This window comes from Hoylesella buccalis ATCC 35310 (genome assembly GCF_025151385.1).
GTDB lineage: Bacteria > Bacteroidota > Bacteroidia > Bacteroidales > Bacteroidaceae > Prevotella > Prevotella buccalis.
Genome location: NZ_CP102287.1, coordinates 239,265 through 262,995, shown reverse-complemented (window position 1 = coordinate 262,995; position 23,731 = coordinate 239,265). Strand labels below are relative to the sequence as shown.

The window sequence follows — 23,731 nt, the reverse complement described above, 5'->3', positions numbered from 1 at the left end:
AATTAAAAAAATATGGACATACAATTAATAGGAACGATTGTAAGAGTGTTGCCCATGCAGAGCGGCACAAAGAGAGATGGTGGTGAATGGCAGAAGCAGGACTATCTACTTAGTGTAGAGGGTGAACGTTATGACAAAAAGGTTTGCTTTCAGATATTCGGTGCTGAAAAGATAGCGAGAATAGGGTTGAAGGAAAACGAGCGTGTGCGCGTGCATTTGGAGATACGAGCCAACGAATACAATGGAAAGTTTTACAACAGCATAGACTGTTGGAAAGTTGACAGGAACAGCGACCATCAACAGCAGCAAGACAATGCTGTCGTGAATGCAAGCCAACAAGCGGCACCCAATCAGCAGCCACCGCAAGAGACGGTTACACAACCAACGCAACAGCAGTTTCCGCCGCAGGTGAATAGTCAAGGTGAACCACAGCAACAGGCTGCACCACAAGCACAAGAAGCTGAACCATTGCCATTTTAGAATTAAATGAAGCCCTGCTTTTATTGGTGGGGCTTTTTTATTTGAAAAAAAAGATGAAAACAAATCAGATAATGATACGCCCGATGGGCATGTTTAGTGTTGAGCAGAGAACGAAAGATTCTATGTTTAACGCCACAGCTTTGCTCAAGCAATGGAATGCAACCTCGAAAGGAGATAGAAAGATGGACCTGTATTTCAACTCTCCTAAAACACAGGAATTTATAGAAACGATTATGTCTAAGGAAAATTTACATACCCCGAAAATGGTGTATGTAAAATCCCGCGCGTCACGCGGTGCAAATGCTGGAACTTGGATGTCGCCTATCCTATTCATTGACTTTGCTATGTGGATAAATCCATCTTTCAAATATGATGTAATTAAGTTCGTGTTCGATAGGATGATAGAATTTCGCAACGACGCAGGTGACGCATATAAAGACCTTGGAAGTGCAGTTCAAAAAATTGTTGCTCCAAATTTTATGTGCGTGGCGATGAAGAAAGTTGGTGAGGCGTTGAATTGGATAATCTTCAACAAGCACGAGAAGGCGCTCCGCAACAAACATGGTGATGAGGGAAAAATGCACTCTTTGTTCGACCTTGAAAGAGAGATAGCAATGCTTATAAATAAAGGTTTTATAAAAGACTATAAATGCTTGCTATCTTATCTCCGTGATGAATACAAACGTAGGAACATGCCTACTGTATTTATGGAATAATGGAGCGTAATTAAATGTTAGATTAAGATTGAACCTGTCGTATCAATATCTGTAAATTTGAACTATACTATAATAAGAAATGAAAGTAGTACTTGATGATAATGTGTTTTCAGTTATTGGGTCTGATTATCGTCTTGAACACCTACTCATTTATCTTATAAGGAATGCAGATAAAGAAGGGAGATTTATCACCACATATAAAATCCTCGAAGAGGAAACAGGACTTGCCAAATCAACCCTCAGCAGAAGTCTAAAAACATTATCCGAAGGAAACATTTTAGCACTAAAAAAGGTATCTTCGAAAGAAGTCGAGGAAGTGTTAATGGAACGGAATGTGGAACGGAACGTAACTATTATAACTATCTGTAACATAAGGAGATTGAGGGGGCTTTCAAATGTTAATGGAACGGAACTTGGAACGGGACACAACGAGAATAATGATGATTTCTTTAGATTTTAATATTGAACTATATTAACCAATTATTCAATATTCAGTAGAGATAAGGATGAGAAAAGATATAAGCATTCCGATAGATATTTTAACCAAATTCGATGGGAAAGCCAATTACTATTACTTGTTTGCTTGCATTTTAGATAATGTCAACAGAAAAGGAATATGCGATTTGTCTATTCGCTCACTATCTACTGTATCTAATCTATCTGTAAAGGTTGTGCGAAATGCCATTGATTTTATGGTTAAAAAAAAACTCATAAAATTAAGCTCTCAAGAAACAAGAAGGGCACAGCAAAGGGCACAGCAAAATACAATCATAAGTGTCTGTAATACAAGCGAATACTCAATTACGTTTTTTGAGAAGGGCACAGCAAAGGGCACAGCTTTTACATTTGAAAAACTATGGGATTTATACAAGAAAAAAGAGGGTCCAAAGGATAGGTTAAGAAAGAAGTGGAATACTTTTGATGAGGAAACGAAAGAAAAGGTTTTCGAGTTCGTTCCCAAATACGTTGCCTTAACAGAGTATAAGTATCGGAAAATGTTATCTACATTTCTAAATCAAAGGACTTGGGAGAACGAAACCATATCCGTTGGTTATGACAGCATCAATGTAAAGAACTTTAATGCGAGCCTATTGGTGGATGGAGAGAACAGCCTTTTTTATCAATTTGTAGACCACTTCAATAAATTTGTGGCAGGAACGAAAATACCGCCTGTTGACATGAGGACAGGTTTGACAGAAGAAAGAAGAGTAAAATTCAACATTGCATATTGTTTGAAGTATCATCAGATAAAATTGGTCATGGAGAAGGTACTTGCAAGTCCAAGTCTGAATGGTGAGAAAGGTTTTGTGGCGAGTTACGATTTTATTTTTGACCCAAGGAATTTCCAGAAGATATATGAGGGAGTGTATGATAGATGAAACAAGACAATCACGTTTTATTACATAACGATGACGCAGAGGAAGCTGTGTTAGGAGCCTTGCTTGTCAACAACGAGAATTATTATCGTGCAGACGGTTTGTTATGTGAGAAGTTGTTCTGGGGGGCAAAAAACAAAAGTCTTTACCACTGCATAGAAACACTTATCCTGAATGAGAAGATAGCCGACATCATAAGCGTCAGTCAATATTATATGGTGCAGAAGGACGCAACATTATGGCAACCGTTTGAGATAGTGGAAGTAAGCTCAAAGGTTGTGACCGATGTCACCTTTTTACAAAATGTGTATCTGTTACGAGAATTGCAGCTACGCAGAAGCTATTGGCAGTTTGGGCAGAAACTCATCCTGTCAGGTATAGACATGACCGTCAGTGTAGACGAACTCAAGCAACAACTGTCTTCCATATTATCGGACACTGACACAGGCATAGAGCCAGTAAAAAGTTTGGCGGCTGTGAACGGCTCATTGTTACAGCGCATAGATGACAACCGTGAGGGAAAGAATAACACATCCATTCCAACAGGTTTCAAGATGATAGACGAGGTGAGCGGTTTTCAGTTGACAGACCTTAATGTGATAGCCGCAGAATCGAGTATTGGTAAAACATCGTTAGCAATAAATATTTCTGTCAACGCAGCAGAGCGTGGTATCCCTGTGATGTATTATTCATTGGAAATGAATGCCATGCAGTTAGCGTCAAGGATAAATGCCTCACGTTTGAATTTGAGTTCAAGCACCTTGCAATACAAGCGGTTGAGTGATGCGCAGTATGACGAAGCGAGAGAAGCCATGAGGACAACGAGCAAACTACCCATTCTTTTTGATGACAAGGCGACCAGTAGTTTTGAAGCCATAGACGAGAGCATACACAGGAATGCCAGAAAAGGCAAGGCAAAGATGTTTGTGATAGACTACCTGCAGATACTATGCTCAACGGGTAAAATATCCAACCAGGAGCAATTTTTGGGCAAGGTGACACGAGTGCTGAAGAACACTGCAAAAAAAGAAAACGTATGTGTTGTTTTGCTATCGCAGTTAGCAAGAGACAGGGAAGACCCCTACCCGACCACCTCAAGATTACGAGGAAGCGGTCAGATAACAGAAGCATCGGATAATGTCTTTTTCATTTATAGACCAGAGATGGTTGGTAAGACCACCTACAAAAACTATCCCCATGTGAGAGATGTAACAGGAACGGCAGAGTTGATATGGGCGAAAGGCAGAAATGCAGGAACGAGAAACTGCTTGGTAGGATTTGATGCGATGAGTACGAAATTTTATGATAGAGAATTTTCAGTGATGCCGCAGGATAACATGGGAAATACAAAAGCCAAGAAAGACGATTTAGCTTTTATCCCACCAGAGAAAGGAGCATTACCATTTTGACATAATAAAAAAAAGATATAGATATGAGAAAGAATGATAAAATGATTAGAAACGCAGGTTTTTCTGTAAGGCTGACCAACGCACTTGCTGCGGCTGGGATTAAAACCGTGTATAAAGCATTGAATATGCCAATTAGTAAGTTGAAACGCATACCAAACCTTGGTGACGCATGCGTGAATGAACTTTATAACTATGCAAAAGAACACAACTTACTGCATACCCATCAATACGACAAACAAATAAAAGAAACAGCGCATGAAAGCAATTAACGCAAGTGTAGCACTCTTGCGTCAATCCGAAGGCATGGATGGCGTAAAGAAACAGATAGAGAGAGCTGGGCGGACAGCCTACAAGTCTGTAAATAAGATACACGATGGGAGTGCCGACCGCTTTGTTGAGATGCTGAAAGAGAAAAGGCACAATGCCGTTTTTGAGCATGGGACGATATACCTGTGTACGACATCAAAAAGCGTTAGTTTGAAGTATATGAACAATCCATATTCAATTGTATGCGGTGGTAATCAAATACAAGACAATCGCAAATACATAACGACAAACTATAGAGTGATCGTTGAAAACGGATGGGATGATGACTTGCAATACCTATGTGAGCCAACTCAACTTCATGAGCGCAGATACACCCTATCGTTCATCACATCAAGAGCTATCGCCAACGAGTTTGTGCGGCATAGGCATTTTAGTTTTGTGCAAGAGAGTACCCGATGGTGTAATTACAGTAAAGGTCGCTTTGGTGGGCAGATAGAATGCGTGATACCTACAGCAATAAAGCCAAATACCGTACAATATCTCCAATGGAAAAAGGCGATGCGCTATGCAGAGCATTGGTATATGGAACTTTCGGAGAGCAAAGTAAAACCAGAAATAGCCAGGGACTTGTTGCCGTTAGGTATGAAAACCGAGTTAGTGATGACAGGCACAAGGACAGAGTGGAATAACTTTTTTGAGTTGCGTTGTGCCAATGACGCACATCCTGACGCAAGGTTTTTGGCGGAAAAGGCGAAAGAAATTATTTACGAAGAAGAAGAGCAATATGATGCAGAAAGTTGAAGACATGATACCATGCGTTATCAGGCGGATGGCAAGGTTGCAGTTGTTATGTCAGCTTCGTGATTATGGCTTTTTCAAAGCAAAAACAAAAGAACATGTCATTTACGACCAAGCCGTTATAAACCTATTGATGAGCAGTGATAAAGCAATTGACAGTTTTATTTCTTCTCGTTTCGATTACATTAGGTTTAGAAATCACGAACGAAATAAGGACGGTCAGTTGGTAAGTGTAGAAGCATATCTTTCAGACAAATGAGTAAGGACTGGATAGGAAACAAGAAATCAACCTTTGTCACACTTGGAGCCAGCAGCCATAGCGACAATGAGCGACAACGAGAAGATTACTATGCGACAGAGCCAAAAGCCGTAGCAGAGCTATTGAAGATAGAAACCTTTTGCGATTCTATCTTAGAGCCTGCCTGTGGTGAGGGGCATATCTCAGAGGTACTGAAACGTAACGGCTACCATGTGGTAAGCAGAGATTTGGTAGATAGAGGTTATGGCGATGTGGCAGACTTCTTGAGTGTTGACAATACGTTATGGAATGGTGATGTGATAACCAATCCACCTTATCGGTTAGTAATAAAACAAATAAAACAACATAGAATACATTAACCCGTGAGGGCGAATATTTTTACTTTTATTTCCATTGTGAGGGAAGCGTCCCTCACTTTTTTATTTGGAATGGTGGCGGAAATGGTAGACGCAACGAGGATAGCGCGCACGTTATGAGAAGCCGACTTGCAACAAACGGTCTCATTGCAGGTTCGACCCCTGCCCATTCCACAACAATGAAAACCATAAATAAAAATGAATATGAGAGAAAATGAACATTTGACATTGAACGACATCCATGTTGGTGATTGGGTGCAAGAGTACAGTGGAATAGCAAAAAGGATGAGCTGTCCGTTGGTGGTGAAAGACATTTTCGCTGACGGAAGTTTGAATTTAGGCTTTGACAATGAGAGATATTCGGAGTTTGAGCCAATGGAAAGTTATGACAAAGACATTTATGGAATAAAGGTCAATGAAGAGATACTCGAAGGATTTGGCTTTATGAAAAAAGCTAACGAAGGCTACGAATGGTTGTTACTTTATAAGGAATATTCGATATTGTTTGGATTACCAAATAAAGTGTTGTTCTATAAAAATGCAGACGAAAGTTATATAGACACATTGGAAGGTCCATTCATACATGAGTTGCAACGTTCGTTTTACAAGCAAACAGGAATGCCATTAAAATTAGAGTGGAAAGGAGTGGAACACCGTGAAGATAAAGATTAAGAAGCTGTCGAGCAACGCAAAGTTGCCTTATAAGAAACATGCGGATGATTTCTGCTTTGATCTGTACGCCACATCATGCGAGGAGATAGCTCCAAACGTGTATAAGTATGGTTTTGGTATCGCCATGCAGATAGAGCGTGGCGAGGAGTACGTGTTAGAGATAGGCAACGACAAGGTACGAGAGTATGTGAGCATAGATACCTCTAAGATGCCATTGCTGTTTGATATAGACATTCGTCCACGCTCATCGGTGTGGAAGACAGGATTGGTACTATCTAACAGTATAGGAACGGTAGATGAGGGTTATACGGGCGAAATGTCAGTTGTATTCTATCATGTAGTCCCTACCCTACCTATATATAAGGTTGGGGATAGAGTGGCGCAGATGAAGATAGGTTTTACTCTGCCCGTAGACTTTGACATTGTAGAAGAACTCAACGAGACAGAGCGCAAGGCAGGAGGATATGGAAGTACTGGTCAATAAAAGCAAGTAAGGTATATAGTTTTTAGGAAAAAGATTGAGGATAACACAATTATGATGGCAATGGCTTTTCGGCTATTGCCATTTTACAAAAGACTATACAACTAAAAAAAACAATTATGAGAAAGAAAACATCCAATTGGTTTGAAACCACCGTCAGCTATGAAAAGCTGACAGAAGATGGAGTAGAGAAGCGGGTAAGAGAACGCTATGTGGTGGAAGCATGCAGCTTTGGCGAGGCAGAAAACACCATTATCGAAGAAACAAGTCCGATGGTAGCGATAGGCGAGATAGACGTTCAAAAGATAGCCAGAGCGAGCTATCAAGAAGTGTATTTTGATGATGAAAAACACTGCGGCATCTATTACAAAGTAAAGCTGTCATCATGCTATATTACAGATAACGGAGATGAGAAAGAAGAAACTGTCTATATACTTGTAGAAGCAAGCAGTATAGAAAGTGCCAGAAAGAAAACGGCAGAAGCATTGTCGTTACATGACGGATGCGGCACAGAAATCACTGGCATGGCGAAAGTGCGGTTTGTGGATGTGTTGGAAAACGGATAAAACGAAAAACAGAGATGAGTAAGAGTATTGTAGTATGTGTTGCTGAGAGTGGTGGCAAAATAAGAGACGTAACATTTTATGAAGAATATAATGTTATGGCTTTGGAATGGTGTAAACAACACAAAGATAAGGGGATGATTGTAGAGGTTTTAACCTGCGAATTTCCATTGTTTTTAACCGAAGAACAAGAGAAGAGACACGGCGAAGAAGGAACAAGATTAACTAAGTCTCATTGGAGTATTCGGGTGAAATGTGTGGAGAAAGATAAGATATATGGTACCGTGAAATCATGTGCTTACGACTTAGGCCTGAGTGCTTACAGAATAAGAAGAGTGTTAGATACCAACATGACTGTAGACGGACTGCATTTTGTAAGAGTGTTACCAAAATGAAAAGAAGAGAAAAACAAATAGCAAGTGCCTACTATGCGGCACAATGCAGAAGGAGAAAGGTTAGCACCACTCGCAATGGAGAAACGCTAACCTTTTCTTCTTTGAAAGAAGCGAGTGAGAAGCTCAATATTCCAAGTTCGATGATTTGCGTGAGCTGCAAATATGGGGTAATTGTAAAAGGAGGATATTTGTTTGAATATGCGTAAACAGCATTTGATATAACATTTAACCAATGAGAAAACTTAAAAAGGTTGCTCTATTTGATTTATTAGGATACTGCAATGGATTTTCTTGTCCTTCTAAACAGATTGAAATTATATCATGTGAGAAAGGACAAGCTGATACTATTATTAAGAAACACCACTATTCTCATAAGGTAACAAAAAATTCGTTTCTTTCTTTTCTTGTCTTATACAAGGGTAAGGTTAGCGGAGCATTGCAGTTGGGTTATGGTATAAGACCAAAAATAAAAGGAGATTATTCTTGTGACGAAACAAGAGAATTTGACAGAATGTGGCTTTCTGACGATATGCCAAAATATTCGGAGACGATAGTGATAAGCCTACTTCATCATTTCCTTAAAAAAGTATATCCAAACATCAAGTACTTGATAAGCTACGCCGACACGTCAGCAGGGATGACAGGTACGATTTATAAGGCAGCTAACTATACCCTTATAGGCAAGATAAAGGCAGACTTCTACATTCTTCCAGATGGAGAACGAGTCCATCCTGTTACGATGTGGCATCGTTACAACACAAGAGCTTGGAACTTTCTGCAAAAGAAGATACCAGGCATAAGGAAGGCAGATGGCTTCCAGCTTAAATTTATCAAAAAGTTATAGAAATGTTTTAAGCCGCCATAGGGCAACCTATGGTGGCTATTTATTTGAGTAAAAAAATGATAGACAAAAAGATAAAGCCGCAGTTGTTCAACGACTCATATCAGAATTTTAAGAAATATAACATACCGAAAGCTCAATTAATTTTAGCGGATGTTCCGTTCGGTATAGGTGAAAATGCGTATGGCTCAAATCCTCAATGGTATAATAATGGAGATAACAAGAATGGAGAGAGTGAATTTGCAAAAAAAGCATTCTTTAATTCTGATTATTCGTTCAAGCCAGCCGAGTTTATTCACTTCTGTACGCAGATGCTCATGAAAGAGCCAAAAGAAGCTGGCAAGGCGCCGTGCATGATAATATTCTGCGAATACGAGCAGCAGTTTGAGTTCATAAGATTAGGAAAGAAATACGGACTGATGCACTACATACCGCTCGTATTCCGCAAGAACTACTCTCCGCAGGTATTGAAAGCCAATATGAAAATCGTTGGCAACTGCGAGTATGGCGTATTGCTTTATCGCAACAAACTCCCGAAGTTTAACAATAAGGGACAAATGGTGTTTAACTGCATGGATTATCCAAGAGACACGGAAACACCACGAATACACCCTACACAGAAAAGTGTTCCATTGCTTGAAAGACTGATAGAGCTGTTTACCGACAAGGGAGATGTAGTGATTGACCCAACGGCAGGAAGTGGAAGTTCGCTACTTGCCGCTGCCAATTTGAGTCGTCGTTCCTTTGGGTTTGAGATAGACAAAGAGTTTTTCAAAAAAGCGAATGACATTATGTTGAAAAAGATACAGCCAAATTTATTTGCTTGAATTATGAGAGAAAAGAAATGTTACATCTCTCTGCCGATAACAGACAGAGATTTGGATGATGTTAGGGAAATAATAGCGGAGTTGAAGCGCAAATTGGAAGATAAAGGTTTTGTACCTGTTTCACCATTTGACAGGGATGTTGACTTCAATGCCACTCACGCAGAACACATGAGAGCGGATTTTAAGTTATTGCTCGATTGCGACTACATCCTTATGGGGCAAGAATGGGAACGTTCAGTTGGCTGTCGTGCAGAGTTGAACGCTGCGCTTGCGTGTGGAATAAAAATAATGTTTGAATTTGCAGAGATAATATGATTCACGTTAGAGATGGAGAACCGTACATCATTTTCAAAGGCAAACCGCTTTACCCATACGATGGTCTGTACATAGGTACTTCAGAGAGGTTTTTCAGAGGAGGAGTTAGAGGAATAAGCAGGTGTATCAAAGCCAGCTTGAATGACGCGGCGGTAGTAGTTTTGGAAGATGAATGAGTTTTTTTTAACGCCAAATCCGTGCAAGCATTTTGGCGCCATAAGGATGTCTAAATCTTTTGCACCAACCATGCTCGCAACAGATTATAAATCACCACCATTGATAATAGAGATAGAAAAATGAAATATGACAAAGAGAACCCATTAAAAGTATTCACTGCGTTCAGTGGGTACGATAGTCAATGTCTTGCATTGGAAAGATTGAAAAAATATGACAAGGATTTCGAGTATGACCTTGTTGGCTGGTCAGAAATAGACAAGTATGCCATACAAGCGCATAACGTTCTATTCCCTCAATACAAAGACAGAAACTTTGGTGACATATCGAAGATAGATTGGGCGAAAGTTCCTGATTTTGATTTATTTACGTTCTCATCGCCTTGCCAAGATTTCAGCCAAAGCGGTCTGCAACGAGGTGGCGAGGAAGGGAGCGGCACGCGCAGTTCGTTGCTATGGGAATGCAGAAAGGCAATTCTCGCAAAGAAGCCAAAATACTTGATGCTTGAAAATGTAAAGGCATTAACAAGCAAGAAGTTCATGCCATTGTTTCAAAAGTGGCTTGACGAGCTTGAGAGTTACGGTTATGTCAACTATTGGAAAGTACTCAACGCTACTGATTTTGGTGTGCCGCAGAACAGAGAGAGGGTGTTCTGCATATCAATATTGAAGACAGAAGATGAACCTATGCCAGTCTTCCACTTTCCCGTACCCTTTCCACTTGAAAAGAGATTGAAAGACATTGTGGAGAAGAATGAGGACGGAAGTCCGAAGAAAGTGAACGAGAAATACTATCTGTCTGACAAGGCGCTTGAGTATTTCAACAGAGTTAATGAAGACAAGACACATTGTCATAATTTCAAATAAGGATGGGTGGAGGGATAGCCTGCGCCATAAGGTGCAAGGCAGGCAGTCGTGTAGATGACAACTTTGTGATAAATGAAGAATAAGATAATGGAAGCCGTCATCATACCGCAAGTAATGAGGGGGGGGGCAAGCCCAACGATAACAGCGAGTGTGAAAAACATGGGGTGTGCCAACCTTGTTTCGTTAGCGCATTTCCCCATAGCAGGAGTGGTAGAAATTTATGAGTGAATTATGATTGAAGATGTTTTTGTAATCAATGGCTATAAGAGAAATGGCAAGGAAGTGTCATCCACTATTCGTGGAGTATATGGTAAGTGTGGTTTTGATAGTGTTTTTGTCGGCACGGGACATGGGATAACTGGAATAATAGAATGCGCATTATGATTTATGGATTTGGTTGCACAAGAAACTGTTTAGGATAAAAGTGACTGCAAAGCATAGAATGCTGTTCACATAATTAACTGGTTAAGATTGAAATATCGGTGTAAAAGCAATATTATGAAACTATATAATCATGTAGCTTACAAGATGTGCCAACATGAAGTAGATATGGCACGGCATATCCCAGCTGGTGGCAACTGGAAGGATATTCCTGAAGAGATTACGGATAATAGACTTGCTAAGATTCGTGACAGCGGAGGCAGAACAACCTATTACGGGCGTCTTACATGGGATAAACCAAGTTATACCATAAACACTTTTTTTAATCGCGTACCTAACGGTTGTAATCTCCATCCAGATCAGATGCGTGTTATTTCGACTCGTGAAGCAGCTCGTCTTCAGTCTTTCCCTGATGATTTTGTGTTTATATCAAAAACAAAATCTGGGATATACAAACAAATAGGGAATGCTGTCCCCCCCATTATTGGCAAGAATGATTTCTACACTCATTAAGCCCCATTTGGATAGTTACAACATTGTAGACCTTTTTGCTGGGTGTGGAGGGTTGTCAGAAGGTTTTATTCAAAATGGTTTTAACCTATTAGCAGCCAATGAGTTTGATGAAAGTGTATTTGAATCCAATAAATTCAATCACTACTGTCCACGAAAATCTTTTAATAATCTCTTGAAACGCCTATAAATACAAGCTTGTAGGAGATAAAATAGACTCCCTACTTTTGAAAAGAGTATCTTTGCCACAAATTACAATTTGAAAGCAGATACTTATGAACAAAGGTCGATACGTATTTTCACAGCTGTGCGACTTTCTGCCGACAGACCATTTCAAATGGTTGATAAAAAAGTATGAAGGTAATAAATATGTGAAGAGTTTCACTTGTTGGAATCATCTGATGGTTCTTCTATTTGGTCAGTTGTCTAATCGTGAGGGATTACGAGACCTTATTGTAACCATCACTCCGTTCAAGTCAGCGTTCCACCATCTTGGTTTTGGAAAGAATGTCAGTAGAAGCAATTTGAGCAAGGCCAATGAAATACGCGAAGTCAAGATATTCCAAGAGTTTGCAGACAAGATGGTTTCCATAGCAAGAGAGAAACGAGGAGTCGTCAAGGACTTCTTCATATCGAACAATGTCTATGCGTTTGACTCCTCAACAATATCATTGTGCCTTTCTGTATACTGGTGGACTAAACTGCATCATGGGAAAGGAGGAGTGAAATTGCATGAACTGTATGACGTGAAGACAGACATTCCGACATTTTCTGTCATTACAGACGCTTCAGTTCACGATTCTCAAGTGATGGAGCTAATTCCCTATGAGAAAGAGAGTTTCTATATATTTGACAGAGCGTATATGGCAACTAGGAAACTTTATATAATAGAAGGAGCAGAAGCTTACTTTGTCGTGAGAGAGAAGCATAAAATGCCGTTTGAGGTCATAGAGGATAAAGAATACAACAACCCTTCATCTGGAATTATGGCTGACCAAATTATACGTTTCAAGGGATACAAGACTAAGAAGCAATATCCAAATAAACTTCGACGAGTGGTATTCTATGACTATGATGGTAATAGGACATTTGTATTTTACACGAACAATTTTGAAATTACAGCGGAACAGGTTGCTATGCTTTACAAATACAGATGGAGAGTAGAACTGTTCTTCAAATGGCTGAAGCAACATCTGCGCATCAAAGAGTTTTATGGAACCTCGGAGAATGCTGTAAAAATACAAATCTATGCAGCTATCATTGCATATTGTCTTGTCGTTATCGTACAAGAATGTATGGGGCTAAAGCTTCAAACCTATGATGTTCTAAGAATTTTAAGCACGGCATTGTTGACAAAAATGCCATTGTGTGACTTGCTCATTGAACAGAAAGAGGAAGAATTTACTGAAGGAAAAAACCTGCAGCTCTGCCTCAATTTTGATGGGTAACTATCAATTTGTTACTTTTTGAAATGTTAAAGGGTTTTCGTGGACAGTAGTGAAATTCAATCATTCAAAACATGCAAGTGAGGGAAAGTTTATCCTTGGTGATATTATAAAAGATGACACCAAGCAAAAGATTTTCACAGCATGCGGAGAAAATCAGGTTGATGTTATCCTTGGAGGCCCTCCTTGTCAAGGTTTTTCTTATGCAGGGTTGCGTAATCCAATAGATAAGCGTAATCAACTTTTTAGAGAATTTGTTTCTATCGTTAGAGTTTTGAAACCGAAATTCTTTGTCATGGAGAATGTAATGGGAATCTTAACAATGGAAAATGGCGAGGTGATTAAAGATATAGTTCATTCATTTAGAGATGAGGGATATTATATTGGTAAACCATTAAAACTCAATTCAATGTGGTATGGTGTTCCTCAAAAACGCAAGCGAGTGTTTATCATTGGTTCATTGGATGAAAATATAAAAATTGAACAACCAGAGCCTTTATTTGAATACAATGATATGTACTTGCCAGAGCCAGTAACTGTAAAGGATGCAATAGGAAACTTACCTAAAATAGAAGATGGTGGTGGTGAATTTAAAATGGAGTGGGATTTTAAAAAGCCATCATTATATGATTTGCTAATGAAAAGAGAGATTGACTTTGACACATTTTACAAATTAATGTGTAAGAGATAAAGTAAAATGATATAATATATCAATTCCGTTTCTTTGCGATTTTTAATATAAGTATATGACTAAAATTCACGGGCTTGGATATACGAGAGATTATAGAGGGAAAGTATCTTCGAGACACATTAAAGATATAGCGAATACAGTCACTACGTACACGGGAAGTGGAGGAAGTGCAGATTACTTTATATTGGAAGTGTATGACTAAAAACAACAGGATAATCAAGCTGTTCAAAGTCTGGCATAGTTCACAAAACGGATATGTATATTCATTGAACGGTGTATCTCCAACCATTTCTTGTGGTTGCCACGCTGGTGTTGAACCTAAAATTATGATAGTTTATGACTAAGGCAAAAATAATTCAGCTATTCAATATTTGTCCACCGTCTGTCAAACGTCCAGACAAACAGAGAGGCAGGGTTTACAGCGTTGATGGGGTAAGTCCTACCCTTAATGCGATGCAAGGCGGAAATCTGCAGCCGAAAATAGTGGTGATAGAGTGATGATGTTTTTATCATGCGCAAGTCGCGGGAGGGACCCCGATAATTCAAGTGAGCGAAATAGGTCTCGTTGAATGTATAGACAGAGAATTGAGATTAACAATAGTGGCAATTCAAATACCATCACAACAGTTCAAAAAGACTATCTGCTTATGGAGTTTCCGCAAATAATGAGATCTGAGCGGACAGAATTTGGGAAATCTGTCAGGAAAGAATATGAGAGGCACGAATTAGGTATCAAAAGGCAAGACATGCGTATATGGAGACCTCGCAAAGATGGGGTCTCTAATTGTATCACCACTTTGACAAAAGACAATATTATGATAGAACAAAAGAGAAACAAAGGCAAGTTGATAACAGAAGAGGTAGCAGTGAAGTTAAAGCTACCGAAAGAATATGTTGGCAAACGATTTAGGATAAGGAAATTGACTCCAAGAGAGTGTTTCCGCCTTATGGATGTGGATGAAGAAAAAACAGACAAACTGCTAAATGCCAAGAATGAGAAAGGATTGCAGCTTATATCCAATTCACAACTTTACAAATTAGCTGGCAACAGCATAGTTGTGAGTTGTATGGAGTACATGTTTAGGAACTTGTTCATAGGTGTTCCAGAAGAAGAGAAAAGGAAACAAGAGCCTGTGCAATTAAAATTATTTTAGATGAAATATTTAGGAAGCAAGCGCAGGATAGCGAAAGACATTTTGACTATCATTCTTGACGGAATGAAAAAGGGAGATTATTTTGTGGATGCCTTTTGCGGTGGTTGTAATCTGTTGGACAAAGTACCAAACACTTTCAATCGGATAGCCAATGACAGGAACGAGTACCTTATTGCCATGTGGAAATGCTTGCAGCAAGGTGAGATATTTACAGAAACAATCAGTAGGGATTTGTACTCAAAGGCGAGAGAAGCATATCGAAAAGAAGACTTCTCGCTATTTACAAAAGGCGAGATTGGTTGGATTGGATTCATGGGTAGTTACAATGGTCGCTATTTTTCAGGAGGCTATTCGGGACATGATGTAAACGGAAGAGATTACATCAGCGAGCAAATAAGGAACACGCTGTCGCAAATACCGCTTTTATCGGATGTGGACTTTCGTTGCGGTAGCTATGAAGAGATAATGCTACCCCGCCCTGTGAGTAAGACGACTATCTATTGCGACATTCCGTATAAGGACGTAAAGCAATATACGACATCAAGAAACTTTGATTATGAAAGATTTTACGATTGGTGCAGAGAGAAACATGCAGAGGGTTATCGTGTTTTTGTTTCAGAATATCAAATGCCCGATGACTTCAAATGCGTTTGGCAGAAGCAGATAACGAACTCAATGAACCAAACGATAACGAAAAAACCTATTGAAAAACTATTCACGCTTTAACTATGGAAAACAAGCTTGATAAACTCACTGCTGAGTGGATAAAGAAACACCCGAAAGCGACACTTGAAGAAGCGTTCAAAGCAGGGTATTTAAGGCATGTTGAAGCGTGGGTGAAGAACGAGAGATAAGAATGATAGAAGAGAACAAACTATATCACGGAGATTGCTTTCGTCTTATGCAGGACATTCCCGACAAGTCTATTGATATGATACTATCCGATCCACCCTACGCTTGTCTGAACAAAAACAACAAGGACGCAAAGTGGGATAAGGAGATAGACTTGCAAGAGTTGTGGAAGCAGTATGAGCGCATTATAAAGGACAATGGGGTTATATTGCTGTTCGGCCAAGGAAAGTTTGCAGGCAAGCTCATTTTGAGTAATCAAAGGCTATACAAATACGACCTTATTTGGAATAAAATTAGGAAGACAGGCTTTCTTAATGCTAAAAAGATGCCAATGAGACAGCACGAGCAAATACTTGTGTTCTATAAAAAACTGCCTACATATAATCCTCAAATGGTGAAGTGTGAGCCACGTCAACGTAACCACAGCAGAGGGAACGGAACGCACAAAGAAACAAATAGAAACTACGGGAAGTATGGAAAGGCAGAGGATATTATTACAGACGAGAAATATCCAGGCAGCATTATAACTTTTGCAAAGGGACACGGTAAAGAAGATTGGCTACACCCTACGGCAAAGCCCATAGAATTGCTTAGATACCTTATTCGCACCTATTCCAACGAGGGAGATTTGGTGTTAGACAACTTTGCTGGTAGCGGCTCAACTTGTATAGCTGCCATAAAGGAAAACAGAAAGTTTATCGGAATGGAAATGGACAACCACTTCTTTGAGGTGGCAGATGAGAGAATAAAGAACGAATTGAGAGAACCGAAATTATTTTAATATTTTAAAGATATGAACGTAGAAAACGCAAACAAAGCATGGTATTTATTGAAAATGAAATCATGCGTAGAGAATGTTTTAGAATTGATGGGAAGTGACACTGATTTTAGCGTAACTGTATCAGTAAAGGAAAAAAACGGGAAAGGAAGGTATGTGTTCCTTGACAAATTAGGAATTTCTGACGTGAAAGACGTGCTAAACAGCATGAAAGCAAGAATAGAAGAAAAATTAGAGGAGTTGTAATGATGAATACTCGAAAACCAGAACATATTTTTCCATACTCTATTCGGCTGTTAGCCATAAAGCAAGTGCTTAACAGGTGCTTGGACGATGGTTATTTCGACTGCCATAAAAAAGAAGGCGCAATCTACAATAAAGCGGTTATTAAACTTTGCATATCGGATAGTCATGCAGCAGACGAATTTATGGCAGGAGGAAACGGTTTTAGATTCAGAAATCACAAGAAAGACAAGAAGGGGAAGTTGGCGAGCGTGGAAGCATACATGCCAAAATATGAAAAGTAAATATTATGAGTGAAGAAAATTTTAAGATTGGCGACTTGGTCGTGTTGACCGAAAAAGGGAAATCTATTTTCGACGAAGTAAGCGATTCTGATATGCCTATGCGGATAGATGCTATCGAAGATAATGTTTACAAGTGTTTATTTAAAAACAAAGAGATGTTCTTGTATTTAAATGTTTCTTGTATAGAGTCTTTTCACAAAGAAAACGAAGACAAACTTGTTTCGTGTAAAGAAATAGAGTTTGCGAAACTAACGAAACAAATGCTTGAAACTTTCAAAAAGAAAAACGCAGACTATGGAGACAGCACAACGCAGACTTTCAAAGAGTTTGGATTGACATCATACGCTATCAGATTGAACGATAAACTAAACAGGATTAAGTCGTTCTGTAAGAATGGTGAATTGGAGGTGAAAGACGAATCGTGCATAGATACGCTTATGGATATGGCAAACTATTGCCTATTGGCGGTTATTGATATTAAAAACAAAGAAAATGGGAAAGACAATAAAGAATAATGCTGACAAGGCTTTTCCTTATGCAAAGGATGAAAACACGGATGCTTCTATGCTTGAGAAAAAGAGAGCATACATTAAAGGTTATGAGCAGGCACTTAAAGATATGAAAAAACATCTTGACATTGCTGCTATTGCTGGTAAAAGTTTTATGGTGCTTGACATGTATAAATGGATTGATAGAAGACTAAAAGATTAAGGAAAAAAAACGAATAAAATTATGAGATACGAGAATTTAAGAATTACGAAAATTAACGACGGCTATATCATCTTAGAAAATGGAGATAAAGAATGAGGAAGAAAAACTGCGAAGAAAAATCGTTTATCAGGAATTAAAGAAGAAAAACATCGCCTTGTTTTACAGAGAGTTTTCTGTTGTGCATAGGGAATGGTTGTCGGCATTAACAAAAGCATACAAAGAAAGGGGAATATTTGATGTAAGCCCGTTGATGTTAAGCAGTTACTATAAGTCATACGAAGACAAACAGATAGCCATATTGGCTGGCGGTTTGCTTTTGCCAAACAACGACAGAGTGATGGAGCAAGTGTATGGCATGAGAAAGCTGTTAGGCGACAATCCCTATAAAAACCTATATGAGAACAGGGCTTTCGTAAGACTATCTAACGGCAGTAATCAATTGCGTAACATTGCCTATGGTGGTTCATTGCCATACTACAAGCTATCGCATCTACTCAGCGTGCTGTGGGAGATAGAACACACCACCAACAAGACCCTATACGACACATTTATGGTAAACATTCAGGAAAGAGGATATACACCATATTATGCTTTGTTGGACTTGTTTGAAAATTTACAGATAGTGAACCCAGAGTATCGCGTCAATCTGACGCTCATGGGGCTTTGCGAACAAGGTTCTTTTGGAGAAGGTTTGTGGGAGATAAAAGGCATAGATGTAGAGTTGGCGTGTCCGAACAGCTTGGAGCTAAGAAACTTCTTGCGGTTATGGATGCCCAATTGGAATAAAATTTATAGCATACGAGAAATGAGCGAAATATTAGGCTTTGAGAAAGAGACAGATTTGTATTATTGTATGCTTGCCTATAAGACGCTGAGCCAATACAGAAAAAAAGAAATAGGACGCTACCTAACAGCATATAACAGGCTCTATGCCAAAGGTGAATCTGGCTATCAGATAAATAGGGCGTTAAAAGAAAAACTGCCGAAGATAAAATTTGAGAAAGAGTAAGAAAAGAAACTCTCATAACATACCCCTTGCGCTTTGTATGTTATGAGAGTGGAAACTTTTTTTATCCGTGGAAGAAGCTCATGGCGTTGGTACCAGGCTTCTTGCCGTCAATACAGATATACCGATCCGTCATGTTGGTTGTGCTATGACCAGCGAGCGTTCGTATTGTTTCGACAGGGACATCTTTTTGCGCAAGAATGGTGCAGAAAGAGCGGCGAGCCGAGTGCATAGAAATGAACATGTACTTTGGACCCCGCTTCAACTCTCCTGCGACATAAAGTTGCGTGTCTTGGTTTATACCCAATTTCTTGCAAATGCGCTGAATAGTAACACGAAGGGCGGATGCTCCATGATTGCCACAATCTTCGGCAAGATACTTCAGCAACCTATGATGTACAGGTTGGTTGACCTCCGTCTTTGTCTTTTTGGAAACATACGACAGAATGTCGTTAGAAACATTCTCCAAAGTCAATTCTTTTGCGTCAGAACACCTGCACCCCGTATAAAGACAACGCATAAACAAGTTTTTGGTGTGTCGCTCTGTTATCGAGTGAGGGACGTAAGCGTCAAGAGCCTTCATTTCGTCTTCCGTAAGTGCGATATGTTGTGACGGAGCATGCTTACCTGTGAGAACACCCGTAAGACTTCTGCATGGAATGAGATTCTCCTCCGAGTAGTCGTTCAGCAAAGACTTTATCAAAGAGAGGTAAGTGCATGCAGAGTTGGGAGCCACCCTATCCAAGATATACTGCGTGATTGTAGTAAGATTAACCCTTGTGAGATGTTTCCATGAAATGTATTGCACACCGAGAGCATCGCACATCATGCGAATGATTTGTGGTCGGTCGGTGTATTTGTGTAAGAAAGCACCGATAAATGTATCTTTCCAATCATCAAATGGCACCTGCATGATGTTTGCCATGAATGGCTGTGCGATAAGAAAACCGAAACGCTTGTCGTCATTCTCCAAACCAAGATAATGTTGTAATTGTTGTAAATCCATAATAATGTATTTATTTTTTATGTTAAACTTATGGTAGTCATACGGATGAGTTATATTCGCATGACTAAATGTTGAAGAATGCCGTTATCTATTCGGCTATCGTGAAGTAGACTTCCTCTCCTATGTTATTTTGGATAATGACACGCAAAGGGTCAATAAGTGTTTTGTGTACCTCTGTGATGTTGTTGCCTTTGAGGTTTACCAAATACTCTTCAATATTTTCAAGCGACTGGATGGCCAATGCGGCTTCCTTGCTTAAACTAACTCTTACGAAATCTGCCTCTGCGAGTCTTTGTAATTGTTCCATAATTATATTTACTACAATATTAAATTGATTATTGTTTTTATTTATTTGGTTTTATTTGATTTTTGCGAGTTTTGCATTGTCGTTCTGCTTGTTTCCAAATAGGAAGTTGATGTACGCAAGTCCTTTTTGCGTGCAGATGGTTTTCATGACAATAAAGTCGCTGCCGTCTGACCGCTTGATTGGTGGTAACTCGGTAAGGTAGAAATATCCAGCCTGCACAAATCGTTGTTTTGGCTCGTTCTTGCTTACGAAAAACACCCCTTGCTCTCGCAACTTCTTAAAGAGCGTGTTACGCCCGAACGGCAGCTTAAGGATTTTGGCGGCTTGCCCAATATCCACGCATCCGTCTGCTTTGAATGCTGCGTCAGCGAAGTCGGCTTTTGGCTGCAGCAGCTTGATTTTGTTGTCCTGCATGGAAATTTTCTCGTTTGCTTGCGAAAGCTGCTTTTCTGCTAATTGTAAACGGTTGTGTAGAATTTCTTGAGAACGTGCTAAAATGTAATCATCGCTTTTCAACAGCATTTCACGCTTATTGAACTCATTGATAAACATCTCCTTGAATTTACCAGCCTTATCACCATTATAACCCATAACTAAAAAAGAAAAGCCGTCTTTGGTCATTTGGTACATTTTGTGATTTTGACCTGTCTTTTTGTTCTCAAAAGTAGCCTCGCCAAAATTGGCGACCCTAAAACTTTCAGAACATGAGAGATTTTCAATGTCTCTACAAACTTTACTGTGTTCTTTTCCGAATACTCGCGAAACGATTAAACTTGTCGTTACGTCTCGTCCTTGTGAACTTTGAATTACTAAATCTGTCATTCTTTATGATTTTGACAATAAAAAAACCGTGCTACGAGTTGTCAAAGTTCATAAAGCTAAACTTTTGTGGGCATTTCTGACACCACACTCGGCACGGTATATCTATACCTTTAATTCGATAAGTATGGGTACAAAAAAAGCCGATATTACTCGGCGGCTCTGTACCGCTTTATGATTTTGACGCTGCAAAGATACGAATAATACTTCGTATTCTCCAAATTGTTAGCTTGCTTTTTTGCGATTATCGTGTTATTTTGTGTTAATATATATATTAGCATATTGCATTACCATATATTTTGTGTTACCTTTGTGCTGCAGCAATGAAGTTTGACTATGACGCATTTTGACAAACAAAAACTATCGGAGATCGTTTTGTACATTTTGAACAAGACAAAAGGCTTAGACTATTACCATTTGTTCAAGGTGATATACTTTGCCAATATGGAGCATTTGGTGAAGTATGGTTTCCCTATGGTTGCGGACGATTTCTACGCTCTGCCTGACGGCCCAGTCCCTACGGTTCTTTATGATAGTATCAAGCGAGATACCAATTGTGATAGTGAGCTGCATAACCTATTGTCAAGCAGTACAAAAAAGGGAGAGGACGATGCTTATTATATGCTTGCCGCAAGCCGCAAGACCGATGAGGACTATTTGTCAAAGGCAGATATAGAGGCTCTGGATAATTCAATCAAAGAAAACGCATATCTTCCCTATTCTGAGTTGAAAGCCAAGTCGCATGGCAAGGAGTGGGAAAGGGCTTTCTCACAAAGTAGCGACAAAAAGATGAGCATTGTAGGCATTGCGAAAGATGGTAGAGCCTCTGATGACATGATAGAATACATCAAGGAAAACTTGATGATTGAATCGGCTTTGGCATGACGAGTATAGGAGATTTAATCGGAAGTTTATCCGATAAGCTCACGCAAGACAACATTGATGTTGGAAGCGTATATATGCTTCGTCTTGACAAAACGAATGGTATAACTCCAAAGAACGGAGATACCTTTCGTGATAAATTCTTTGTAGTTCTCGGTCTTAACGAAGATAGAGTGGTTGTTGGCGGTTTGGTTATTAACTCAAACATCAACAAAAATCTGCCACCCACTGTTACTGATTACTATTTACAAATATCAGCTGAACGTTACCCTTTTTTGAAACATGATTCATTTGTGAATTGCTCAAAGTTAATCATTGCTAACAAGGATAAATTCACACGCTCAACTTATTGCGGAGAAATTACCGACAGCAGTTTTTTAGAGAGTATATACAATACCGTCAAAGAAAGCCCAATGGTGAGCAATAAGCAGCTGAAAATGTTTGGAATAGAGTAAGGTTTATTTCTTTACTACAATACTCATTCAATACAAGTTATACTTTTGCAAAACAAAATAACCGCCCATACGTTTGTTGTGTGGGCGGCTGTATTTGTTACTGCTATGATAGGTTAGTAAAAATAAAAGCCAAAATGTATGTTATTGAATTGACAGCTAATTATTACTATCCTCCGTTATTTTCTTTTTTTTACGCTTATATATATAGATACCCAAAGATCCAATCGAAATTAAAGTAAATATCCCAGAAACAGACCATTTGCAAGTATTGTACAAGGATTCCTTATGGTTTAACTCATTCATATCCAATATATATTTTATAGCGTCATATTCTGTAGCTTGATGTAAATAAACATCCGCATCATACTCAACAGACAAACTAATTCGTTCTGAATGCAAACCTTCGGAAGCGAACTTGAAAGCAGAAAAGCTAAATATTGCAAGTATTGCACTTACAATGAAAGCAATAAGATATGCCTTAGTGTTCATATTAAATAATGATTATTTTTTTTGAACTCGTTTGTATTAATTAGATTAAGAACATGTTAACATATATGCTCTTCATTGTAGAAAACTAAAATAACTTGGAAGCCATCTCTTCCATGTTCAGTAAGTCTCTTTTCTATGGCTAAGTCTATTCCTATTTCTTTGTTCGTGAAATATGCGTATTTTATATCACCTTTATATTGGTCTTTTATTTTTTCAGTTGGCTCTGTTTCGTATTGACCGTAATGTTTTCTAACAGAAAAAAGTACCATTTTATAAAATTCTTTCGCTTTTTGTAATGGGTTAGAATAATATTTATTTGAAAAATTTTTCTGCATCATTATTCCTGTAACAGAAGAATTATCAGAATCATCATATTCAAACCAAATTTGTCCAAGGTCAAATTCTAAATCCCAATAATTAAACCGCTGCTCAAATTGATAAAGTCCTTTATCAATAACGTTGTATGACACATTGCTTTTCCTTAAAACATTTTCAGCTGTTTTTCTATTACTATTAAAAGAAACGCCGAATAAATTCGCATTTATTTCACCCTTTATTATCTTATGTTCTTGTTTGTTTTCTTTTTTGTCAGATTTTGCATTCCCACAAGAATTAAATATTAAGCAAATAGATAATAGTGACATCCAAAAGATTATTGAAAGTTTTTTCATAAAAATTGTTTTTTGAAAGTTAATATATAATTTAAGATAAATCTTCGTACTGCAAATATATTGAAAAATGCAGTTGTAAACAGCTTTTCAATATGTAAAATAAGTTAATAGCTGTGGAAGGTGACAAACAAATATAAAATAAAACGAGGTTGTAGTTTATGATAAGTGCATGAAGCCTCTATGTCCCTCATTCATATAATAATGAGCGGAACAACGACAGATGGATTTTTTTTATTATCAACATGTACTTAG

39 protein-coding genes and 1 tRNA gene are annotated in these 23,731 nt (G+C 38.7%); 35 read left to right on the top strand and 5 right to left on the bottom strand.

Features of this window, described 5'->3' with window-relative positions; all coding sequences use genetic code 11:
- Window positions 1–12 precede the first annotated feature (12 nt).
- The 33 genes from NQ518_RS01225 (at window position 13) to NQ518_RS01065 (ending at window position 18,853) form a co-directional block, all read left to right on the top strand.
- Window positions 13–480: a DUF3127 domain-containing protein gene (locus tag NQ518_RS01225; RefSeq protein WP_227961097.1), complete on the top strand. Its 468-nt coding sequence runs from the start codon at window positions 13–15 to the stop codon at window positions 478–480.
- 53 nt (window positions 481–533) lie between these two features.
- Window positions 534–1,196: a KilA-N domain-containing protein gene (locus NQ518_RS01220; protein ID WP_227961099.1), complete on the top strand. Its 663-nt coding sequence runs from the start codon at window positions 534–536 to the stop codon at window positions 1,194–1,196.
- 79 nt (window positions 1,197–1,275) lie between these two features.
- Window positions 1,276–1,656 (top strand): replication/maintenance protein RepL, encoded by a 381-nt coding sequence (locus NQ518_RS01215; RefSeq protein WP_227961100.1) that lies wholly within the window; start codon window positions 1,276–1,278, stop codon window positions 1,654–1,656.
- A gap of 46 nt (window positions 1,657–1,702) precedes the next feature.
- Window positions 1,703–2,575: a hypothetical protein gene (locus NQ518_RS01210; RefSeq protein ID WP_227961102.1), complete on the top strand. Its 873-nt coding sequence runs from the start codon at window positions 1,703–1,705 to the stop codon at window positions 2,573–2,575.
- The gene (locus NQ518_RS01205; protein ID WP_227961104.1) at window positions 2,572–3,981 is read left to right on the top strand and encodes a replicative DNA helicase; all 1,410 of its coding nucleotides are present in this window, start codon (window positions 2,572–2,574) and stop codon (window positions 3,979–3,981) included. Before NQ518_RS01210 ends, NQ518_RS01205 begins: the two co-directional genes overlap by 4 nt.
- 23 nt (window positions 3,982–4,004) lie before the next feature.
- Window positions 4,005–4,250 (top strand): DNA-directed RNA polymerase subunit alpha C-terminal domain-containing protein, encoded by a 246-nt coding sequence (locus tag NQ518_RS01200; RefSeq protein WP_227961106.1) that lies wholly within the window; start codon window positions 4,005–4,007, stop codon window positions 4,248–4,250.
- Window positions 4,237–5,049 carry an FAD-dependent thymidylate synthase gene (locus tag NQ518_RS01195; protein ID WP_227961108.1) on the top strand — a complete coding sequence of 271 codons (813 nt, stop codon included), beginning with the start codon at window positions 4,237–4,239 and terminating at the stop codon, window positions 5,047–5,049. The genes NQ518_RS01200 and NQ518_RS01195 overlap by 14 nt, the downstream gene beginning before the upstream one ends.
- The gene (locus NQ518_RS01190; protein ID WP_227961110.1) at window positions 5,033–5,305 is read left to right on the top strand and encodes a hypothetical protein; all 273 of its coding nucleotides are present in this window, start codon (window positions 5,033–5,035) and stop codon (window positions 5,303–5,305) included. Before NQ518_RS01195 ends, NQ518_RS01190 begins: the two co-directional genes overlap by 17 nt.
- On the top strand, window positions 5,302–5,664 hold the full coding sequence (locus NQ518_RS01185) for a hypothetical protein (RefSeq protein ID WP_227961112.1): 363 nt from the start codon (window positions 5,302–5,304) through the stop codon (window positions 5,662–5,664). The genes NQ518_RS01190 and NQ518_RS01185 overlap by 4 nt, the downstream gene beginning before the upstream one ends.
- 66 nt (window positions 5,665–5,730) lie before the next feature.
- A tRNA-Ala gene (locus NQ518_RS01180) sits at window positions 5,731–5,835 on the top strand.
- A 30-nt stretch (window positions 5,836–5,865) separates the two neighbouring features.
- Window positions 5,866–6,333 (top strand): hypothetical protein, encoded by a 468-nt coding sequence (locus tag NQ518_RS01175; protein ID WP_227961114.1) that lies wholly within the window; start codon window positions 5,866–5,868, stop codon window positions 6,331–6,333.
- Entirely contained in the window at window positions 6,317–6,817 is a 501-nt protein-coding gene (locus NQ518_RS01170; RefSeq protein ID WP_227961116.1) for a dUTP diphosphatase, read from the top strand. Before NQ518_RS01175 ends, NQ518_RS01170 begins: the two co-directional genes overlap by 17 nt.
- Window positions 6,818–6,933: 116 nt before the next feature.
- Window positions 6,934–7,380, top strand: coding sequence for a DUF4494 family protein (locus NQ518_RS01165; RefSeq protein ID WP_227961118.1), 447 nt, complete (start codon window positions 6,934–6,936; stop codon window positions 7,378–7,380).
- A gap of 14 nt (window positions 7,381–7,394) precedes the next feature.
- Complete coding sequence (locus NQ518_RS01160; protein ID WP_227961126.1) at window positions 7,395–7,772, top strand: hypothetical protein; 378 nt, start codon at window positions 7,395–7,397, stop codon at window positions 7,770–7,772.
- Window positions 7,769–7,978, top strand: coding sequence for a hypothetical protein (locus tag NQ518_RS01155; RefSeq protein ID WP_227961127.1), 210 nt, complete (start codon window positions 7,769–7,771; stop codon window positions 7,976–7,978). The genes NQ518_RS01160 and NQ518_RS01155 overlap by 4 nt, the downstream gene beginning before the upstream one ends.
- A gap of 26 nt (window positions 7,979–8,004) precedes the next feature.
- Complete coding sequence (locus NQ518_RS01150; protein ID WP_227961129.1) at window positions 8,005–8,616, top strand: Mom family adenine methylcarbamoylation protein; 612 nt, start codon at window positions 8,005–8,007, stop codon at window positions 8,614–8,616.
- A gap of 56 nt (window positions 8,617–8,672) precedes the next feature.
- Complete coding sequence (locus NQ518_RS01145) at window positions 8,673–9,440, top strand: DNA-methyltransferase (protein ID WP_374211126.1); 768 nt, start codon at window positions 8,673–8,675, stop codon at window positions 9,438–9,440.
- 3 nt (window positions 9,441–9,443) lie between these two features.
- Window positions 9,444–9,755, top strand: a complete 312-nt coding sequence (locus NQ518_RS01140) for a DUF4406 domain-containing protein (protein ID WP_227961131.1) — start codon at window positions 9,444–9,446, stop codon at window positions 9,753–9,755.
- A gap of 296 nt (window positions 9,756–10,051) precedes the next feature.
- Entirely contained in the window at window positions 10,052–10,795 is a 744-nt protein-coding gene (dcm, locus tag NQ518_RS01135; RefSeq protein ID WP_227961133.1) for a DNA (cytosine-5-)-methyltransferase, read from the top strand.
- A 72-nt stretch (window positions 10,796–10,867) separates the two neighbouring features.
- Entirely contained in the window at window positions 10,868–11,023 is a 156-nt protein-coding gene (locus tag NQ518_RS01130; protein WP_227961135.1) for a hypothetical protein, read from the top strand.
- A gap of 270 nt (window positions 11,024–11,293) precedes the next feature.
- The gene (locus tag NQ518_RS01125; RefSeq protein WP_227961137.1) at window positions 11,294–11,689 is read left to right on the top strand and encodes a DNA cytosine methyltransferase; all 396 of its coding nucleotides are present in this window, start codon (window positions 11,294–11,296) and stop codon (window positions 11,687–11,689) included.
- The gene (locus tag NQ518_RS01120) at window positions 11,643–11,876 is read left to right on the top strand and encodes a DNA cytosine methyltransferase (RefSeq protein WP_309565622.1); all 234 of its coding nucleotides are present in this window, start codon (window positions 11,643–11,645) and stop codon (window positions 11,874–11,876) included. Before NQ518_RS01125 ends, NQ518_RS01120 begins: the two co-directional genes overlap by 47 nt.
- Window positions 11,877–11,961: 85 nt before the next feature.
- A complete protein-coding gene (locus NQ518_RS01115) occupies window positions 11,962–13,134 on the top strand; it encodes an IS4 family transposase (RefSeq protein WP_227208630.1) in 1,173 nt (390 codons plus the stop codon).
- A gap of 49 nt (window positions 13,135–13,183) precedes the next feature.
- Window positions 13,184–13,822 carry a DNA cytosine methyltransferase gene (locus tag NQ518_RS01110; RefSeq protein WP_227961141.1) on the top strand — a complete coding sequence of 213 codons (639 nt, stop codon included), beginning with the start codon at window positions 13,184–13,186 and terminating at the stop codon, window positions 13,820–13,822.
- A 569-nt stretch (window positions 13,823–14,391) separates the two neighbouring features.
- Entirely contained in the window at window positions 14,392–14,976 is a 585-nt protein-coding gene (locus NQ518_RS01105) for a DNA cytosine methyltransferase (RefSeq protein WP_309565620.1), read from the top strand.
- Complete coding sequence (locus tag NQ518_RS01100; protein WP_227961142.1) at window positions 14,977–15,702, top strand: DNA adenine methylase; 726 nt, start codon at window positions 14,977–14,979, stop codon at window positions 15,700–15,702.
- A gap of 2 nt (window positions 15,703–15,704) precedes the next feature.
- Window positions 15,705–15,830 carry a hypothetical protein gene (locus tag NQ518_RS01095; RefSeq protein ID WP_260107748.1) on the top strand — a complete coding sequence of 42 codons (126 nt, stop codon included), beginning with the start codon at window positions 15,705–15,707 and terminating at the stop codon, window positions 15,828–15,830.
- A 2-nt stretch (window positions 15,831–15,832) separates the two neighbouring features.
- Window positions 15,833–16,609 (top strand): DNA-methyltransferase, encoded by a 777-nt coding sequence (locus tag NQ518_RS01090; protein WP_227961144.1) that lies wholly within the window; start codon window positions 15,833–15,835, stop codon window positions 16,607–16,609.
- 12 nt (window positions 16,610–16,621) lie between these two features.
- On the top strand, window positions 16,622–16,852 hold the full coding sequence (locus NQ518_RS01085) for a hypothetical protein (protein WP_227961146.1): 231 nt from the start codon (window positions 16,622–16,624) through the stop codon (window positions 16,850–16,852).
- Entirely contained in the window at window positions 16,852–17,133 is a 282-nt protein-coding gene (locus tag NQ518_RS01080) for a hypothetical protein (RefSeq protein ID WP_227961148.1), read from the top strand. The genes NQ518_RS01085 and NQ518_RS01080 overlap by 1 nt, the downstream gene beginning before the upstream one ends.
- A gap of 5 nt (window positions 17,134–17,138) precedes the next feature.
- Entirely contained in the window at window positions 17,139–17,648 is a 510-nt protein-coding gene (locus tag NQ518_RS01075; RefSeq protein WP_227961150.1) for a DUF1599 domain-containing protein, read from the top strand.
- Window positions 17,626–17,844 carry a hypothetical protein gene (locus tag NQ518_RS01070; protein ID WP_227961152.1) on the top strand — a complete coding sequence of 73 codons (219 nt, stop codon included), beginning with the start codon at window positions 17,626–17,628 and terminating at the stop codon, window positions 17,842–17,844. The genes NQ518_RS01075 and NQ518_RS01070 overlap by 23 nt, the downstream gene beginning before the upstream one ends.
- A 79-nt stretch (window positions 17,845–17,923) precedes the next feature.
- Window positions 17,924–18,853, top strand: a complete 930-nt coding sequence (locus NQ518_RS01065; RefSeq protein ID WP_227961154.1) for a hypothetical protein — start codon at window positions 17,924–17,926, stop codon at window positions 18,851–18,853.
- 61 nt (window positions 18,854–18,914) lie between these two features.
- Here the strand turns inward: NQ518_RS01065 and NQ518_RS01060 are convergent, their stop codons facing one another.
- The 3 genes from NQ518_RS01060 to NQ518_RS01050 all read right to left on the bottom strand — a co-directional run bounded on the left by NQ518_RS01060 (window position 18,915) and on the right by NQ518_RS01050 (window position 20,985).
- Window positions 18,915–19,856: a tyrosine-type recombinase/integrase gene (locus NQ518_RS01060; RefSeq protein ID WP_227961156.1), complete on the bottom strand. Its 942-nt coding sequence runs from the start codon at window positions 19,854–19,856 to the stop codon at window positions 18,915–18,917.
- A gap of 88 nt (window positions 19,857–19,944) precedes the next feature.
- Window positions 19,945–20,163: a hypothetical protein gene (locus NQ518_RS01055; RefSeq protein ID WP_227961158.1), complete on the bottom strand. Its 219-nt coding sequence runs from the start codon at window positions 20,161–20,163 to the stop codon at window positions 19,945–19,947.
- A 51-nt stretch (window positions 20,164–20,214) separates the two neighbouring features.
- Window positions 20,215–20,985: a phage regulatory protein/antirepressor Ant gene (locus NQ518_RS01050; RefSeq protein WP_227961160.1), complete on the bottom strand. Its 771-nt coding sequence runs from the start codon at window positions 20,983–20,985 to the stop codon at window positions 20,215–20,217.
- A gap of 381 nt (window positions 20,986–21,366) precedes the next feature.
- On the opposite strand from NQ518_RS01050, the gene NQ518_RS01045 reads away from it, so the two are divergent.
- On the top strand, window positions 21,367–21,867 hold the full coding sequence (locus tag NQ518_RS01045; protein ID WP_227961162.1) for a Panacea domain-containing protein: 501 nt from the start codon (window positions 21,367–21,369) through the stop codon (window positions 21,865–21,867).
- On the top strand, window positions 21,864–22,319 hold the full coding sequence (locus NQ518_RS01040) for a hypothetical protein (RefSeq protein ID WP_227961163.1): 456 nt from the start codon (window positions 21,864–21,866) through the stop codon (window positions 22,317–22,319). Before NQ518_RS01045 ends, NQ518_RS01040 begins: the two co-directional genes overlap by 4 nt.
- Before the next feature lie 156 nt (window positions 22,320–22,475).
- Here NQ518_RS01040 and NQ518_RS01035 read toward each other — a convergent pair whose 3' ends face one another.
- Window positions 22,476–22,808: a hypothetical protein gene (locus NQ518_RS01035; protein ID WP_227961165.1), complete on the bottom strand. Its 333-nt coding sequence runs from the start codon at window positions 22,806–22,808 to the stop codon at window positions 22,476–22,478.
- A 56-nt stretch (window positions 22,809–22,864) separates the two neighbouring features.
- A complete protein-coding gene (locus tag NQ518_RS01030) occupies window positions 22,865–23,479 on the bottom strand; it encodes a hypothetical protein (RefSeq protein WP_227961167.1) in 615 nt (204 codons plus the stop codon).
- Window positions 23,480–23,731 lie beyond the last annotated feature (252 nt).